The sequence below is a fragment of the Ruixingdingia sedimenti genome, assembly GCF_031432425.1.
Taxonomy (GTDB): domain Bacteria; phylum Pseudomonadota; class Alphaproteobacteria; order Rhodobacterales; family Rhodobacteraceae; genus Ruixingdingia; species Ruixingdingia sedimenti.
Window position 1 is genome coordinate 51,341 of sequence record NZ_JAVKPH010000001.1, and the last position, 14,375, is coordinate 65,715.

Consider the following 14,375-nt stretch of genomic DNA (forward strand, 5'->3'; position numbering starts at 1 on the left):
GCTACGGCGCCCGGGTTCGGGCTTGCGGACAATCTTGGACAGTTGCGGTTATGTTGCAATTGCTATATTTTGTACGTTGTTAACTCATTTCAGGATAACGATGGACGATCTCCGCCGCCTGCGCTATTTCCTCGCCGCCGCCGATGGTGCCAGCATCAACAGCACCGCGGAACGCATCAACCTTGCCCAGTCGGCCCTGTCGCGCCAGATCCGCGCGCTGGAATCAGAGGTGGGCACGGCGCTGTTCGAACGCACGACCGAGGGCTCGACCCTCACCGCCGCGGGCGAACAGTTCCGCCGCGAGGCGCGCGAGATCGTCGAACGCTACGAATCCGCCAAGCTGCGCGCGCGGCGCACCGCGCAGGGCCATGTCGGCAGCCTGCGCATCGCGCTGAACGAGGTCGCGGCGCACCGGCCGGCGATCATCCAGGCGGTGGCAGGGTTCCGGCGGGCCTACCCGGATCTCGACCTGCACCTCGACCACGTCTATTCCATCGACCAGACCGAACGCGTCGCGCGCGGGGAACTCGACGTGGGGCTGATGTGCTATCCGCCCACCGACGGCACGCTTGCCACGCGGCATCTGTGCCGGGAACGCTTCGTTCTGGTGCTTCCCGCGGATCACCCTCTGGCGGCGCAGGATGTGGTGACGCTCGGCGCGCTGCGCCACGAACGCTTCATCGTCTTCAACCGCAGCTACAACCGCCGCTACCTTTTCTCCGCCTTCGCCGCCTTCTTTGCCGAGGGCGAGATGCCGAACATCTATCAGGAGGCCGACAGCATCGCCCAGATCATCCAGATGGTGTCGATCGGGCTCGGGGTGGCGATCCTTTATGGCGCAGAGGACATCGCCCCGGGCACCGGCGCGGTGGTCCGCCCGGTGACGGGGGTGGAACAGAACGTGGAACTCGCCGCCGTCTGGCGCCGCGACAACCGCACCCCGCAACTGACGGCCTTCATCGATACGCTGCAACAGGCGGTGGGGTGACGGCCCCTCTGCGCCGCCCGTCAGGACCGGCGCAGCCCCTGCCAGAGCATCCCGCCGCCAAGACAGGCCAGGAACACGCCCACCAGAAGGTCGATCTGGCGCTTCAGCGCCTGATACCCGCGCTGCAATGCAGGCGTCGCGAAGGCGACCGCCAGAAAGCCGTGCCAGAGCGCGGACAGCGCCGTCAGGCCGAGGACGGCGGCCAGATGATAATGCAGCGTCGCCTGCGCCGGCGCGGTCAGCGCGAAGGCACTGCCGAAAAAGGCCAGCGCCTTCGGGTTGGTGATGCTGGTGACGAAACCCCGCGTCAGGGCCGAATGGCGGAGGGGTGGCAGATGCGGACGTGCGGTCCCCCTGCCCGAACCGCCCCGGATCATGCCGATGCCCAGCCAAAGCAGATAGAGCCCCGCCGCAAGCCGAAGCGCGGTATTGGCCCAGACCACCGACGACAACACCGCGCCGAGCCCCAGGGCGATGCACGAGGCCCAGACGAAGGTGGCCCCCGCCACGCCAAGGCCGACACGGATGCCCTCCCCGCGGCCATGGCGGGCCGAGGTCGAGGCGATCAGCAGAAAGACCGGCCCCGGGCTGCAACATGCCAAGAGGAATATCCCGCCGAGCGCCAGCAGGCTCTGCATCACCGTCATCCCGCGCCTCGCATCCCGTTGCCCGGGACCCAGTATAGGCCGGGCGGATGGCGGCGGCAAAGGGCGCCTTGGTGTGGCCTGGCGGTCCCGGCAGGACTCGAACCTGCAACCATTCGCTTAGAAGGCGAGTGCTCTATCCATTGAGCTACGGGACCGACCGCCGCGTTTTGGGCAAGGGGCGGGCAGAGATCAAGAAGAATGTTGCCGCGGGCGGCGGGTCAGTCCAGCGCGCGGGTCATGAAAACGCTGTGGGGGTCGGGGCCATAGTCGCCGAAGGGCCCGCAGGGGGCGAAACCGGCGGCGGCGTAAAGCGCGCGGGCGGGGATGAAGGCGTCCTCGATCCCGGTTTCCAGGCTGATGCGCCGGGCACCATCGGCCCGGGCGGCGGCGATCAAATGCCCCAGCATCCGGCGCGACAGGCCCCTGCCCCGCGCCTCGGCCACGACATGCATCGACTTGATCTCGTGATGCCCCGGCGCGATGCGCCGGATCGCACCGATGGCCAGCACCTGCCCGCCCGCACGCAGGGAATAGAAGGCGACATCGGGCCCCGCCAGCGCATCGGCCGGCAGGGCATGGACGCTTTCGGGAGGCGAGGCCGCGCGCATCATCGCCAGATGCCGCGCCAGAACCGGCGCGACATCGGGGGCCAGCGGGCTGTCACGGCGCAGTTCCGGCGCCTCGTCTTTCCCGTTGCCCATCGCCGGCCCCCTTTGCCATCGGGACGGCCCGGCCCTATTCGCCCGCCGCCATATAGGCCTCTAGCACGGCAGTGCCCTGGCGGCCTACAGCGTCGAGCCCGGCGGCCCAGTCCCTGCCCACATTCTGCAACCGCCCGACGAAGGCCTCCTGTTCGGCCCCTTCGAGATCGACCATCACATAGCCGGGAACCTGGGCGATTTCCGCGCGCAGGTCCTTTTCCGTCTGGTCGGTCCAGGCGCAATAGGACCGTTCGGCGATGGCCAGCTGTTCCGAGATGAGCTTCTGCTGATCCTCGGTCAGCTTGTTCCAGCGCGCCTCGCTGGTGGCGACAAGATAGGTGCCGGACCCGAAGTTCACACCGTTCAGCGCGTGCTTGAGGATCGGTTCCAGCTTGTATTGCTTGATGCCGGAATAGGGGAAGATGGCGGCGTCGACGGTGCCGCGGGTGGCCGCGTCGTAAAGTTCGGGCGAGGGGATGCGGATCGCCACGCCGTCGAGCGTCTCGATCGTCTTCTGCACCGCCGGGCCGCTGGCCCAGATCTTGAGGCCCTTCACATCCGCCAGCGTCTCGACCTTGCCGCGCGAGAACAGCAGATAGGGGGCGAGCAGATGGGCGCTGAGCGCGCGGATGCCCGCGGGCCGGTATTCGAGTTCGTCCAGAAGCCCGCCCGGCTGCGCCAGCGCCCACATCTTGGCCGAACCGTCGCAGGCCGATGACGACACCGCCGGCAGTTCCGCCACCGAGGAATGGGGGAACTTCTCGGGGGCGAGCCCGGTGATCACCATCCCCATGTCGACGATGCCGCTGGTGATCAGGCCGGTCGTGTCCTTGCCGAGCTGCGCGGCGGGATAGAACTCGAACCTGATCTCGCCGTTCGACGCCTTTTCGATGCCCGCGGCGAAGACATCGAACAGGTTCACCTGGATGTAATGGGTCGCGGGCAGCGTGTGCCCGAACTTCAGGACCACGGGTTCCGCCAGCGCAGGGGCCGCGCCCTGCATTGCGACGAGCGCCGCGAAGGCAGGGATGCGCGCCCTGCCGATGATCTTCCGTGCCAGACTGGCCATTCTCTGCCTCCTCCAAGGAACTGCCCGCCCGCCGTCGCCGGTGCTTCCGGCACCGGCGGCGGGGCTGCGGCAGATCCATTCGCGAGGCGGGTACGGAATCAACGCGGTCGCATCGCCCCCTCGGGGAAGGCTATGGCCTCCATCGACAATCCCTTCCCCTCGCCGGTGCGGCACGGCGGCCGCGCGGCGGGCAGTGGGGGGGGTCAGTGCGTCCAGGCGCCCTTGCGGTTGGTGGCGAAATTTTCGCCATAGCCGCCGGGGCGGATGTTGGGGGTGCGCTTGTGGGGTTCGGTCAGCACATAGTCGATGCCCTGCGCGCGGGCGTATTCCTCTGCCGCCTCGCGGGTGGGAAAGCGCATCCGCACCTGGCGCTGCGTATCGTCCGAAGAGGTCCAGCCCATCAGCGGGTCGATCTCGCGCGGGCTGGCCGGGGCGAATTCCAGAACCCAATGGTGCGTCTTGGCCATGCCCGACTGCATGGCGTTGCGGGCGGGCTGGTAGATTCGTGCGCGCATCTCGGACTCCGCTGGCTGCCTTGGCCGCTTATCGCCAAACCGGGCCCGTGGCGCAAGGGCCGGGATCGCCGCAGCCCCGGCCTGCGGGCGGATCAGCGGATGGCGGCGATGGGCCCCTCTGCCCGGCCGTGGATGAACTGCTGCACATAGGGATCGCCGTTGGTATCCAGTTCGGCCACCGGCCCGGTCCAGCGGATCACGCCCCCGTGCAGCATCGCCACATGGTCGGCGATCGCGCGGACGCTGGTCATGTCATGGGTGATGGTGATCGCGGTCGCGCCCATCTCGGTCACGATTTCCCGGATCAGTTCGTTGATCACCCCGGACATGATCGGGTCGAGCCCCGTCGTGGGTTCGTCGAAGAAGATGATCTCGGGGTCCGCCGCGATGGCGCGGGCCAGGCCCACGCGCTTCTGCATGCCGCCCGACAGTTCCGAGGGGTAGAGGTCGGCCACATCCGGCCCCAGACCCACGCGGCCGAGCTTGGCCACCGCGATCTCGCGCGCCTCGGTCTTGGGGCGGCGGGTCTTGCCGCGCATCAGCCGGAAGGCCACGTTTTCCCACACCCGCAGCGAATCGAACAGCGCCCCGCCCTGGAACAGCATGCCGAAACGTGCAAGGAACGCCTCGCGCTCGGCCTGCGCCACATCCTCGCCGTCGATGACGATGCGCCCGGCGTCTGGCCGCACCAGCCCGAGGATGCATTTCAGCAGCACCGACTTGCCGGTGCCCGACCCGCCGATCACCACCATGGACGACCCGCGCGCGACCGACAGGTCCACCCCCGCCAGCACGGTCTTGGCCCCGAAAGCCTTGCGGAGATCCTGAAGCTCGATCATGACGTGAAGAAGAATTCGGTCAGCAGATAGTTCGCGGCGAAGATCAGCACCGATCCCGACACCACCGCCGCCTTGGTCGCCCGCCCCACGCCCTGCGCGCCGCGGCCGGAATTCATGCCGTGGAAACAGCCCATCAGCGCCACCAGAAACCCGAAGGCCGCGCCCTTCACAAGGCCGGACCCGACGTCCCAGAATTCCAGAAAGTCGATGGTGTTCTTGATGTAGCCCGCGGAATTGAAGCCGAGCCGCTGAACCCCGACCATCCAGCCGCCCATGATGCCGATCACGTCGCCCACCGCCACCAGCACCGGCACGGCAAGCGTGGCGGCCAGCACCCGGGGCACGGCAAGATATTTCACCGGATTGGTGGACAGCGTGACCAGCGCGTCGATCTGTTCGGTCACCTTCATCGTGCCCAGTTCGGCGGCGATGGAACTGGCGACCCGCGCCGCCACCATCAGCCCGCCCAGCACCGGGCCCAGTTCGCGCACCATGCCGATGGCGACGATCGAGGGCACCACCGCCTCTGCCGAAAACCGCGCGCCGCCGGAATAGATCTGCAGCGCCAGCGCGCCCCCGGTGAACAGCGCGGTGAGCCCCACCACCGGCAGGCTCAGCCAGCCGATGGTGGTCAGCTGGTGCAGGAACTCGCGCAGGTAGAAGGGCGGGCGGAAGAGGTGGCTCACCACCCCCCAGGCGAAGAGGCTGACCTGGCCCAGCAGCGCCAGCGCCCCCAGCACCCCGCGGCCGAGCGCGGCGAGCGGCGCGGTCAGCGTCATGCCCGGCCCCCGGTGTAGCGGCGCGTGTAGCGGGGGCCGAGGCCGGTCAGCACCTCATAGCCGATCGTGCCCGCGCGGGCGGCCAGATCGTCCACTCCCTGCGACGGGCAGAGGATGTCGAGCGATGCCGGCGCCTCGTGCAGATGGGTGATGTCGACGGTGATCAGATCCATCGACACCCGCCCCACCAGCGGGCAGGGCGTATCGCCCGACCACAGCCGCGCGTTGTTCGACAGCGTGCGGTGCAGGCCATCGGCATAACCCGCGGCCACCGTGGCGACGGTCGACGGGATCTCTGCCACCCAGGTGCAGCCGTAGCCCACCGATTCGCCCGCCGCGACCTCGCGCGTCTGGATCACCGGCAGGGACAGCCGCGCGACCGGCAGCGCATCGGCGAAGGGCAGCCCGCCGTAAAGGCCGATGCCCGGGCGGGTCAGGTCGAAATGGTAATCCGCCCCCAGCAATATCCCCCCCGTGGCCGCCAGCGACCGCGGCACCCCGGTGCCATCGGTCATCGCGTGAAAGGCCGCCAGCTGCGTCGCGTTCATCGCCGCCCCGGGTTCGTCCGCGCAGGCCAGATGGCTCATCAGCAGCACCGGCCCGGCCTCCAGCACAAGGCCCGCGACCGCCTCCCACTCGCCCGCCTCCATCCCCAGACGGTTCATGCCGCTGTCGAGCTGGATACCGAAGGCATGGCCGGGCAGCGCCTCCAGATGCCGGGTGATCTGGTCGAGCGAGTTGAGCATCGGCGTCAGGTCGAGATCGGCGATCATGTCGGTATCGCCCGCCATATGCCCCGACAGGACGGAAATCTGCGGCCCGGGACCGAGCGCCTGCCGCAGCGCCGCGCCTTCCTCGGCCAGCGCGACGAAGAACCGCCGCGCGCCGGCCTGCGCCAGCGCCCGCGCCACGCGCGGGGCGCCGAGCCCATAGGCATCGGCCTTGAGCACCGCGGCCGTCTGCGTGGCCGGGCCGGTCAGACGGTCAAGCGCGCGCCAGTTGGCGCAGATCGCGTCGAGGTCGATGGTAAGGGTCGCAGTAGCCATGCGGTGGTTTTGACAGGCGGGCGGTGAAGGTCAAGGGGAAAGCGGCGAGATGCCGGCGCGGGGGGCATCGAGCCCCCCGCACCGGCGCTGCCGCCCGCCCCCGCCCGGCCACAGCGCCGATGGCACCCGGGCAGGGGGCATTCTGCCCCCTCTTGGCTTTCGCCAATTCACCCCCTGAGGATATTTTCGGACAGAAAGTGAAGAAGGGCGCGCCCCTGCACCACTTTCTGTCCTTAAATATCCCCGCCGGAGGCTCCCGCACTCTCCACCGAACCGAACACCGGGCGGGCGCGCGCCCACAGGGGACTTGTCCTGCGCCCGCCCGCAGTGCTATCGGGGGGCGGAGCGGCGGGTATGGTGTAGTGGTAGCGCCTCAGCCTTCCAAGCTGATGGGGCGGGTTCGATTCCCGCTACCCGCTCCAGTCCCTTCCTCTGCCGATTGTGCGGATATGCAGGCCCCCCGCGCGGCGATGCAGGATGGCCATCGCCCCCTTGGCCGCCTACCATCCGCCCGACCGGCAAGAGGAGGCTTCCATGACCGTCAAGCTCGCCATCATCTTCTATTCCACCTACGGCACCAACTACCGCATGGCCGAAATCGCCGCAGAGGCGGCCCGCGCCGCGGGGGCAGAGGTCCGCCTGCTGCGCGCGGCCGAAACCGCGCCCGCCGAGGTCGTGGCGGGCCAGGACGCCTGGAAGGCGCAGGCCGAGAAACAGGCGCCGATCGCCGTCGCCACGCCCGCGGACATGGAATGGGCGGATGCCTATCTGTTCTCCAGCCCCACCCGCTACGGCCAGGCGGCCTCGCAGATGCGCGCCTTCATCGACACGCTGGGCGGCGTCTGGTCGCAGGGCAAGCTGGCAAACAAGGCGATCAGCGCCATGTCCTCTGCCCAGAACATGCATGGCGGGCAGGAGGCGACGGTGCTCGGCCTCTATACCAGCTTCATGCACTGGGGGGCGGTGATCGTGGCCCCGGGTTATACCGACAAGAGCATCTTCGCCGCCGGCGGCAACCCCTATGGCTACACCCATACCCAGGGCAAGGACTTCGGCGAGGCCGAGACCGCCGCGATCTCGCATCAGGCGAAGCGGCTGGTGGAAATGGCGGCGAAGCTGAAGGGCTGAGGCACCGCCCTTGCGGGTGCCGCCCCCCTTGCGGCACCCCTCAGCGGGTACAGACAACACGCCCCGCCCGCACCACGCTCCCCCCGTCCATGAGACGGGAGGTGCAGATGTTGTTCATGGTGCAGATCGAATTCCAGTTTCCCCACACGATGCCGCAGGCCGAACGCGACGACCTGATCCGGCGCGAGACCGAGGCCTCGGTCGCCTTTCTCCGGTCGGGCCGGGAAATCCGCCCCTGGCGCGTGGCGGGCAAGGCCGCCAGCATCTCGCTGTGGGATTTCGACACGCTGGAGGAGCTGGACGCGGCGCTGAAATCGCTGCCGATCTTCCCCTGGTTCACACGGCTGGAGATCACGCCGCTGATCGAGCATCCCTCGCTGCGGGCCTACAAGGCGCAATACGGCGCGCCGCCCGACCTGGATGGGCGACGGGCAGAGGGATAGGCCGCGCCCTCCCTTCGGCCACGGCGCGGGGGAAGGTGTCGGTGGCCTCCGGCGGGGATATTTGGGGACAGAAAATGAAGCCGTCGCGCCTTCATCGGACGCGCCCTTTCTCATTTTCTGTCTGAAAATATCCTCAGGGGGTGAATTGGCGCAGCCAAGAGGGGGCAGAATGCCCCCTGCCCGGCCGGCCACGGGCGCGCCGCTCAGACGGGCGCGTTCATCATCAGCCGCGCATGGCCGGGGACATAGCGGAAGCCCTCGCCCTCTGTTGCGACATAGCCCACGCCCGGGAAGGGCATGTGATAGCCGATGAAGGGCATGCGGTCGGCCGCCAGCATTCCCAGCAACCGGCGGCGCGTCGCGGCGGCGGTGGCCTTGTCGGCGTCGAAGCGCACTTCCCATTCCGGGCGGGCCAGCGACCAGACCGGGTGGTTGGTCACGTCGCCGATCACCGCCAGCCGCTGGTCGGCGCTTTCGAGGATCCAGGACATATGCCCCGGCGTATGGCCGAAGGTCGCCATCGCGGTGATGCCGCCCGTCACCGCCGCGCCGTCGTCGACGAAGGTGAACCTTTCGTTCAGCGGGCGCACCGCGGTGTCGAAACCCTCGTTGCCCGCGCCCATCCAGTGGTTGTGTTCCACCGCGCCGGTGACATAGCGCGCATTGGCGAAGGTGGGGGCGCCGTCGGTCATCATGCCGCCGATATGGTCGCCGTGCATATGGGTCAGCACCACCACGTCGATGTCCTCCGGCGCATAGCCCGCCGCCGCCAGCGCCGCCACCATGCCCTCGGCCGACAGGCCGGTGTCGAACAGCACCAGTTCCGCCCCCGTGTTCACCAGCGTCGGCGTGAAGAAGAACTGCGAGCGGTCGGTGGCGATGAAGGCCGCATCCGACAGCGCCTTGAATTCCGCCGGGTCGGCGTTGAGCCCGAAGATCTCTGCCGGCCCGTCCACCGTGCGCGTCCCGGACAGCAGCGTCGTCACCTCGAACGCGCCGAGGTTGAAGCGCAGGAAGGGCGCGATGGCCATGCCCTTGCGCGTCGTCTTGGCCTCTGCCGCGGCGGGCAGCCATGCGGGCGCGAGCGCGGCGGCCAGCGGCAGCGCGGCACCGGCGGCAAGGGTCTGGCGGCGGGTCAGCTTGCGGGTCATCGTCGTCTCCTCCTGGCGGTCTCGGGGTGGTGGCGGCGACAGGCTACAGCCTTGTTCCGGCTGCGTCATCGCAGGAGACAACGCTACACGAAGTTGTGCGTCATTCCCACCAGCGGTCGATCGCGGCGATGTCGTCGTCGGACCAGCCGAAGTGGTGCGCGATCTCGTGCACGACCACATGCGCCACCAGTTCCGCCAGCCCCACATCCCCCCGGTCCACCCATTCGTCGAGGATCGGCCGGCGGAAGAGCCAGACCACATCCGGCCCCATCGGCTGGTGGCTGACCGATTTCTCGGTCAGCGGCGTGCCCTCGTAGAGGCCGGTCAGTTCGAACGGATCCTCGATGTCCATCGCGTCGAGCATGTCGGGCGACGCGAAATCCTCCACCCGCAGGGCCACGGCGGCGGCGGGGGCGCGGAAGGGCGCGGGCAGCGCGGCCAATGCGGCGCGGGCCAGCGCCTCGATCGCGTCGAGCCCGGGGGCGGCAACCCCTGCCCAGGGGGCGGGCGGGTCGGAATCTGGCATGGTCATGGCGGCACCTCCGCCCCCGATATGGACAAAACCGCGCCCCTGTGAAAGAGGATGCGGGATCAGGAGAGCGCCATGACCACCGTCACCCGTTTCGCCCCCTCGCCCACCGGCTATATCCATGTCGGCAACCTGCGCACCGCGCTGATGGCCTGGATGATCGCCCGCAAGGCCGGCGGCACCTTCATCCTGCGGCTGGACGACACCGACCGCGAGCGCAGCAAACAGGAATATGCCGACGGGATCATGGAGGATCTCGACTGGCTGGGCCTGACCTGGGACCGGGTGGAACGCCAGTCCGACCGCTTCGACCGCTATGCCGAGGCCGCCGATCAGTTGCGCGCGGCGGGCCGGTTCTACGAATGTTTCGAGACGCCGGTGGAACTGGACCTCAAGCGCAAGAAGCAGCTGAACATGGGCAAGCCCCCGGTCTACGACCGCGCGGCGCTGGCGCTGTCGGGGGACGACAAGGCCCGGATGCGCGCCGAGGGGCGCGAGGGCTACTGGCGCTTCAGGCTCGACCAGGAACGGATCGAATGGGCGGACGGCATCCTCGGCGCCGTATCCATCGACGCGGCCAGCGTGTCGGACCCGGTGCTGATCCGCGCCGACGGACAGGTTCTGTACACCTTCGCCTCGTCGGTGGACGACATCGACATGGGCGTGACCGACATCGTGCGCGGCGCCGACCATGTGACCAACACCGCCACCCAGATCCAGATCATGCAGGCGCTCGGCGGCACGCCGCCGCGGTTCGCCCACCACAGCCTGCTGACCGGCCCGCAGGGCGAGGCGCTGTCCAAGCGGCTCGGCACGCTGTCGCTGCGCGACCTGCGCGCGCGGGGGGTGGAGCCGATGGCGCTGCTGAGCCTGATGGCGCGGCTCGGGTCCAGCCGGCCGGTGGAGGTCGTGGACAGTCACGCGGAACTGATCGAGGGGTTCGACCTGTCCACCTTCGGCGCGGCGCCGACCAAGTTCGACGCCGAGGACCTGTTCCCCCTGACGCAGAAATGGGTGCAGGCGCGGCCCTTTTCCGCCGTGGCGGGGCGGATCGCGGCCCTTGGCGTGCCCGATGCGCTGGCCGAGCCGTTCTGGAACGCGGTCAAGGGCAACATCACCGTGCTGGACGACCTCGGCCCCTGGGCGGCGCTGGTGATGAACGGGGCAGAGCCCGCCGTCGCCCCCGAGGACGCCGATTTCATCAAGGCCGCGCTGGCGCTGCTGCCCGCGGGGCCGCTGGATGGCGGCAGTTGGGGCCAGTGGACCGCGGCGGTGAAAGAGGCGACGGGGCGCAAGGGCAAGGGGCTGTTCCTGCCGCTGCGCCGGGCGCTGACGGGGCGCGATTCGGGGCCGGAAATGGCCGACCTGCTGCCGCTGATGCAGCGGCTGCCCCGCGGCTGAACGCGGCCCCGCAGGGGGCATGACAGGAACGGGGCCGGGATGCGCGCGCGATTCGTCGAAGGGAACCTGTTCCGCCATGTCGCGGTGATGTCGCTCACCTCTTCGGTGGGGCTGATGGCGGTGTTCGCGGTCGATCTCGTGAACCTGATCTTCATCTCGATGCTGGGGCGGGACGAACTGGCGGCGGCAATCGGCTATGCCGGGGCGCTGCTGTTCTTCACCACCGCGATCGGGATCGGGGCCTCCATCGCCTCGGGCGCGCTGGTGTCGCAGGCGGTGGGCGCGGGGGAACGCGCCCGGGCGCGCGAAACCGCCACCAATACGGTCGTCTACGGCGTGGCGGTGGGGATCGCCTGCGCGGTGGCGGTGTGGATCTGGCTCGACCCGCTGGTGGGATTGCTGGGGGCCGAAGGGCCGACGCGCGCGCTGGCGGTGGATTACCTGCGCATCGTGATGATCGCGCAGCCGGTGCTGATGCTGGGCATGTGCGCCACCGCCGTGCTGCGGGCGCATGGCGATGCGCGGCGCGCGATGATGGCGACCGTCTGGGGCGCGGTGCTGAACGCGGTGCTGGACCCGATCCTGATCTTCGGCCTGGACATGGAACTTGCCGGCGCAGCCTGGGCCAGCGTGCTGTCGCGCATCGTCATCGCGGTGCTGGCGATCCGGCCGATCCTGCGCCACTACGGCGGCTTCGACCGGCCCACGCTGGCGGGGCTGACGGCCGATCTGGGCCCGGTATCCGCCATCGCGGGCCCGGCGATGCTGAGCCAGCTTGCCAACCCCGCCGGGCAGGCCTTCGTCACCCGCGCCATGTCGGCCTGGGGCGAGGCGGCGGTGGCGGGGATGGCCATCGCCGGGCGGCTGACGCCGGTGGCCTTCGGGATCCTGTTCGCGTTGGCAGGCGCCCTTGGCCCGATCATCGGGCAGAACCGCGGCGCGGGGCGGATGGACCGCGTGCGCCGGGCCTATCTCGATTCCATCCTGTTCACCGGGGTGGTGATCATCGTCGTCTCTGCCCTGCTGTTCGTCCTGCGCGCGCCGCTGGCCGATCTTTTCAGCGCCGAGGGGCTGACGCGGGAACTCGTCTACCTCTTCTGCGGGCCGCTGGCGCTTTTGTTCTTCTTCAACGGGCTGATCGTGATCGCCAACGCCACCTGCAACAACATGGGCCGCCCCTTCTGGTCCACGGTGCTGAACTGGGGCCGGCATACGGCGGGCACCGTGCCCTTCGTGATGCTGGGCGGGGCCTGGTACGGGGCGCATGGGGTGCTGATCGGGCAGTATCTGGGGGGCGTGGTGTTCGGGCTGGTCGCGGCCTGGGTCGGCTGGCGCGCGGTCTGCCCCCGGCCTTCCCGGGCGGGCACCTGACCCCTTGCCAGCACGCCGCCCGGCAGGCTAAGCCTGACCCGTCAGGATCGGGAGAATCCGGCCGGGCCACAGCCCGCCGGTGCCGAAGGAGCAACCGCCCCGGTAAACTCTCAGGCGCAAGGGACCGTCCCGGCAGAAGGACTCTGGAGAGTGGCGCAAGTGCGCCCGCCGAAGGGATAACGATCTCAGGCGCAAGGGACAGAGGGGGCATCTGACGGGGGCGGGCGAAGCCTGCCCGATGATGCCCGGGCCACCCACGGACCCGGCGGAACGGGAGACGAGGATGGCCGACGAGTTGCTGCGCCTGCCCCTGCACGACCTGCACCTGCGCCTCGGCGCGCGGATGGTGCCGTTCGCGGGCTACGAGATGCCGGTGCAATACCCCGCCGGGGTGATGAAGGAACATCTGCACACACGCGCGGCGGCGGGGCTGTTCGATGTCAGCCACATGGGGCAGGTGATCCTGCGCCCCCGCGCCGGGATGGCCGCGCTGGCCACGGCGTTCGAGGCGCTGATGCCCGTCGATGTGGCCGGGCTGGCCGCGGGGCGGCAGCGGTATGGGCTCTTCACGAACGATGCGGGCGGGATCCTCGACGACCTGATGTTCGCCAACCGGGGCGATCACCTGCTGGTGGTGGTGAACGCCGCCTGCAAGGCCGCCGATCTGGCGCATATGCAGGCGCATCTTTCCGACGCGGCCGAGGTGGTCGCGGTGACGGACCGCGCGCTTTTGGCGTTGCAGGGCCCGGCGGCGGAAACCGCGCTGGCCCGGCTGCTGCCGGGTGTGGCGGCGATGCGGTTCATGGATGTGGCGGCGCCGGACTGGCAGGGGGCCGAAATCTGGGTCTCGCGGTCCGGCTATACCGGCGAGGACGGGTTCGAGATTTCCATCCCCGAAACCGCCGCCCTGCCCTTTGCGGAATCGCTGCTGGCGATGGCAGAGGTCGCCCCCGTCGCCCTCGGCGCGCGCGACAGCCTGCGGCTGGAGGCGGGCCTGTGCCTTTACGGCCATGACATCGGCACCGCCACCACGCCGGTCGAGGCCGGGCTGACCTGGGCCATCCCCAAACGCCGCCGCGCCGAAGGCGGCTTTCCCGGCGCCGCGCGCATCCTGCGCGATCTGGCCGAAGGCCCCGCCCGCCTGCGCATGGGCCTGCGCCCCGAAGGCCGCGCGCCGATGCGCGAAGGGACCGAACTTTACGATGCGCCCGAGGGCGGCCGGCATCTGGGCACCGTCACCTCCGGCGGTTTCGGCCCCTCGGTCGGTGCGCCGGTCGCCATGGCCTATCTGCCCGCCGGAACCGCCGGCACCGTCTGGGGCGAGGTCCGCGGCCGCCGCCTGCCCGCGGCCATCGCCCCCCTGCCCTTCCACCCCACCAGCTACAAGCGTTGAGGAGCCGATGAAATACACCGAGGAACACGAATGGCTGCGCGTCGAGGGCGATCTGGTCGTCGTCGGCATCACCGAACATGCCGCGACGCAACTGGGCGATGTGGTCTTTGTCGAACTGCCCGAACCCGAAACCGTGGTGGCCAAGGGCGACGAGGCGGTGGTGATCGAAAGCGTCAAGGCGGCGTCCGACATCCTCGCGCCGCTGGACGGCGAGATCGTCGCGGTCAACGAGGTGCTGGCCGACAACCCGGGGCTGGTGAACGAGGATCCGCTTGGCGCGGGCTGGTTCTTCAAGATGCGGGTCGACGACCTGTCGGCGCTGGAGGACTACATGGATGAGGACGAGTATAACGACCTGATCGGGTGATCGGTGTC

16 protein-coding genes, 2 tRNA genes and 1 riboswitch are annotated in these 14,375 nt (G+C 69.4%); of the genes, 8 read left to right on the plus strand and 10 right to left on the minus strand.

Going from position 1 to position 14,375, the window contains the following annotated elements; all coding sequences use genetic code 11:
• Positions 1-100 precede the first annotated feature (100 nt).
• A complete protein-coding gene (locus RGD00_RS00305) occupies positions 101-988 on the plus strand; it encodes a LysR family transcriptional regulator (protein WP_310455067.1) in 888 nt (295 codons plus the stop codon).
• A gap of 20 nt (positions 989-1,008) precedes the next feature.
• Here the strand turns inward: RGD00_RS00305 and RGD00_RS00310 are convergent, their stop codons facing one another.
• The 8 genes from RGD00_RS00310 to alr form a co-directional block, all read right to left on the minus strand.
• Positions 1,009-1,635 carry a LysE family translocator gene (locus RGD00_RS00310; protein ID WP_310455068.1) on the minus strand — a complete coding sequence of 209 codons (627 nt, stop codon included), beginning with the start codon at positions 1,633-1,635 and terminating at the stop codon, positions 1,009-1,011.
• A gap of 79 nt (positions 1,636-1,714) precedes the next feature.
• Positions 1,715-1,790: transfer RNA gene (locus RGD00_RS00315), tRNA-Arg, on the minus strand.
• Between the two features lie 63 nt (positions 1,791-1,853).
• Positions 1,854-2,336, minus strand: a complete 483-nt coding sequence (locus RGD00_RS00320; RefSeq protein WP_310455070.1) for a GNAT family N-acetyltransferase — start codon at positions 2,334-2,336, stop codon at positions 1,854-1,856.
• Between the two features lie 34 nt (positions 2,337-2,370).
• Positions 2,371-3,405, minus strand: a complete 1,035-nt coding sequence (dctP, locus tag RGD00_RS00325; RefSeq protein WP_310455071.1) for a TRAP transporter substrate-binding protein DctP — start codon at positions 3,403-3,405, stop codon at positions 2,371-2,373.
• 203 nt (positions 3,406-3,608) lie between these two features.
• The gene (locus RGD00_RS00330; RefSeq protein WP_310455072.1) at positions 3,609-3,920 is read right to left on the minus strand and encodes an ETC complex I subunit; all 312 of its coding nucleotides are present in this window, start codon (positions 3,918-3,920) and stop codon (positions 3,609-3,611) included.
• Positions 3,921-4,012: 92 nt separating this feature from the next.
• The gene (locus RGD00_RS00335; protein WP_310455073.1) at positions 4,013-4,759 is read right to left on the minus strand and encodes an ABC transporter ATP-binding protein; all 747 of its coding nucleotides are present in this window, start codon (positions 4,757-4,759) and stop codon (positions 4,013-4,015) included.
• The gene (locus RGD00_RS00340) at positions 4,756-5,538 is read right to left on the minus strand and encodes an MlaE family ABC transporter permease (protein WP_310455074.1); all 783 of its coding nucleotides are present in this window, start codon (positions 5,536-5,538) and stop codon (positions 4,756-4,758) included. The genes RGD00_RS00335 and RGD00_RS00340 overlap by 4 nt, the downstream gene beginning before the upstream one ends.
• Entirely contained in the window at positions 5,535-6,584 is a 1,050-nt protein-coding gene (gene alr / locus RGD00_RS00345) for an alanine racemase (RefSeq protein WP_310455075.1), read from the minus strand. Before alr ends, RGD00_RS00340 begins: the two co-directional genes overlap by 4 nt.
• Positions 6,585-6,932: 348 nt before the next feature.
• Here alr and RGD00_RS00350 point away from each other — a divergent pair.
• From RGD00_RS00350 to RGD00_RS00360, 3 genes are all read left to right on the plus strand, one after another.
• Positions 6,933-7,006, plus strand: a tRNA-Gly gene (locus RGD00_RS00350).
• A 112-nt stretch (positions 7,007-7,118) separates the two neighbouring features.
• Entirely contained in the window at positions 7,119-7,712 is a 594-nt protein-coding gene (wrbA, locus tag RGD00_RS00355; protein WP_310455076.1) for an NAD(P)H:quinone oxidoreductase, read from the plus strand.
• An 89-nt stretch (positions 7,713-7,801) separates the two neighbouring features.
• On the plus strand, positions 7,802-8,155 hold the full coding sequence (locus RGD00_RS00360) for a muconolactone Delta-isomerase (RefSeq protein WP_310455078.1): 354 nt from the start codon (positions 7,802-7,804) through the stop codon (positions 8,153-8,155).
• A gap of 203 nt (positions 8,156-8,358) precedes the next feature.
• Here the strand turns inward: RGD00_RS00360 and RGD00_RS00365 are convergent, their stop codons facing one another.
• Together RGD00_RS00365 and RGD00_RS00370 are read right to left on the minus strand one after the other, a co-directional pair.
• Complete coding sequence (locus tag RGD00_RS00365) at positions 8,359-9,306, minus strand: MBL fold metallo-hydrolase (protein WP_310455079.1); 948 nt, start codon at positions 9,304-9,306, stop codon at positions 8,359-8,361.
• A 100-nt stretch (positions 9,307-9,406) separates the two neighbouring features.
• A complete protein-coding gene (locus RGD00_RS00370) occupies positions 9,407-9,832 on the minus strand; it encodes a metallopeptidase family protein (protein WP_310455495.1) in 426 nt (141 codons plus the stop codon).
• Between the two features lie 78 nt (positions 9,833-9,910).
• Here RGD00_RS00370 and gltX point away from each other — a divergent pair, with 78 nt between their 5' ends.
• The 4 genes from gltX (at position 9,911) to gcvH (ending at position 14,367) form a co-directional block, all read left to right on the plus strand.
• The gene (gltX, locus tag RGD00_RS00375; RefSeq protein WP_310455080.1) at positions 9,911-11,236 is read left to right on the plus strand and encodes a glutamate--tRNA ligase; all 1,326 of its coding nucleotides are present in this window, start codon (positions 9,911-9,913) and stop codon (positions 11,234-11,236) included.
• A 39-nt stretch (positions 11,237-11,275) separates the two neighbouring features.
• Complete coding sequence (locus RGD00_RS00380; RefSeq protein WP_310455081.1) at positions 11,276-12,607, plus strand: MATE family efflux transporter; 1,332 nt, start codon at positions 11,276-11,278, stop codon at positions 12,605-12,607.
• Between the two features lie 38 nt (positions 12,608-12,645).
• A riboswitch (glycine riboswitch) is annotated at positions 12,646-12,744 on the plus strand.
• Between the two features lie 146 nt (positions 12,745-12,890).
• A complete protein-coding gene (gcvT, locus tag RGD00_RS00385; protein ID WP_310455083.1) occupies positions 12,891-14,000 on the plus strand; it encodes a glycine cleavage system aminomethyltransferase GcvT in 1,110 nt (369 codons plus the stop codon).
• Between the two features lie 7 nt (positions 14,001-14,007).
• Positions 14,008-14,367 carry a glycine cleavage system protein GcvH gene (gene gcvH / locus RGD00_RS00390; RefSeq protein ID WP_310455084.1) on the plus strand — a complete coding sequence of 120 codons (360 nt, stop codon included), beginning with the start codon at positions 14,008-14,010 and terminating at the stop codon, positions 14,365-14,367.
• Positions 14,368-14,375: the final 8 nt, after the last annotated feature.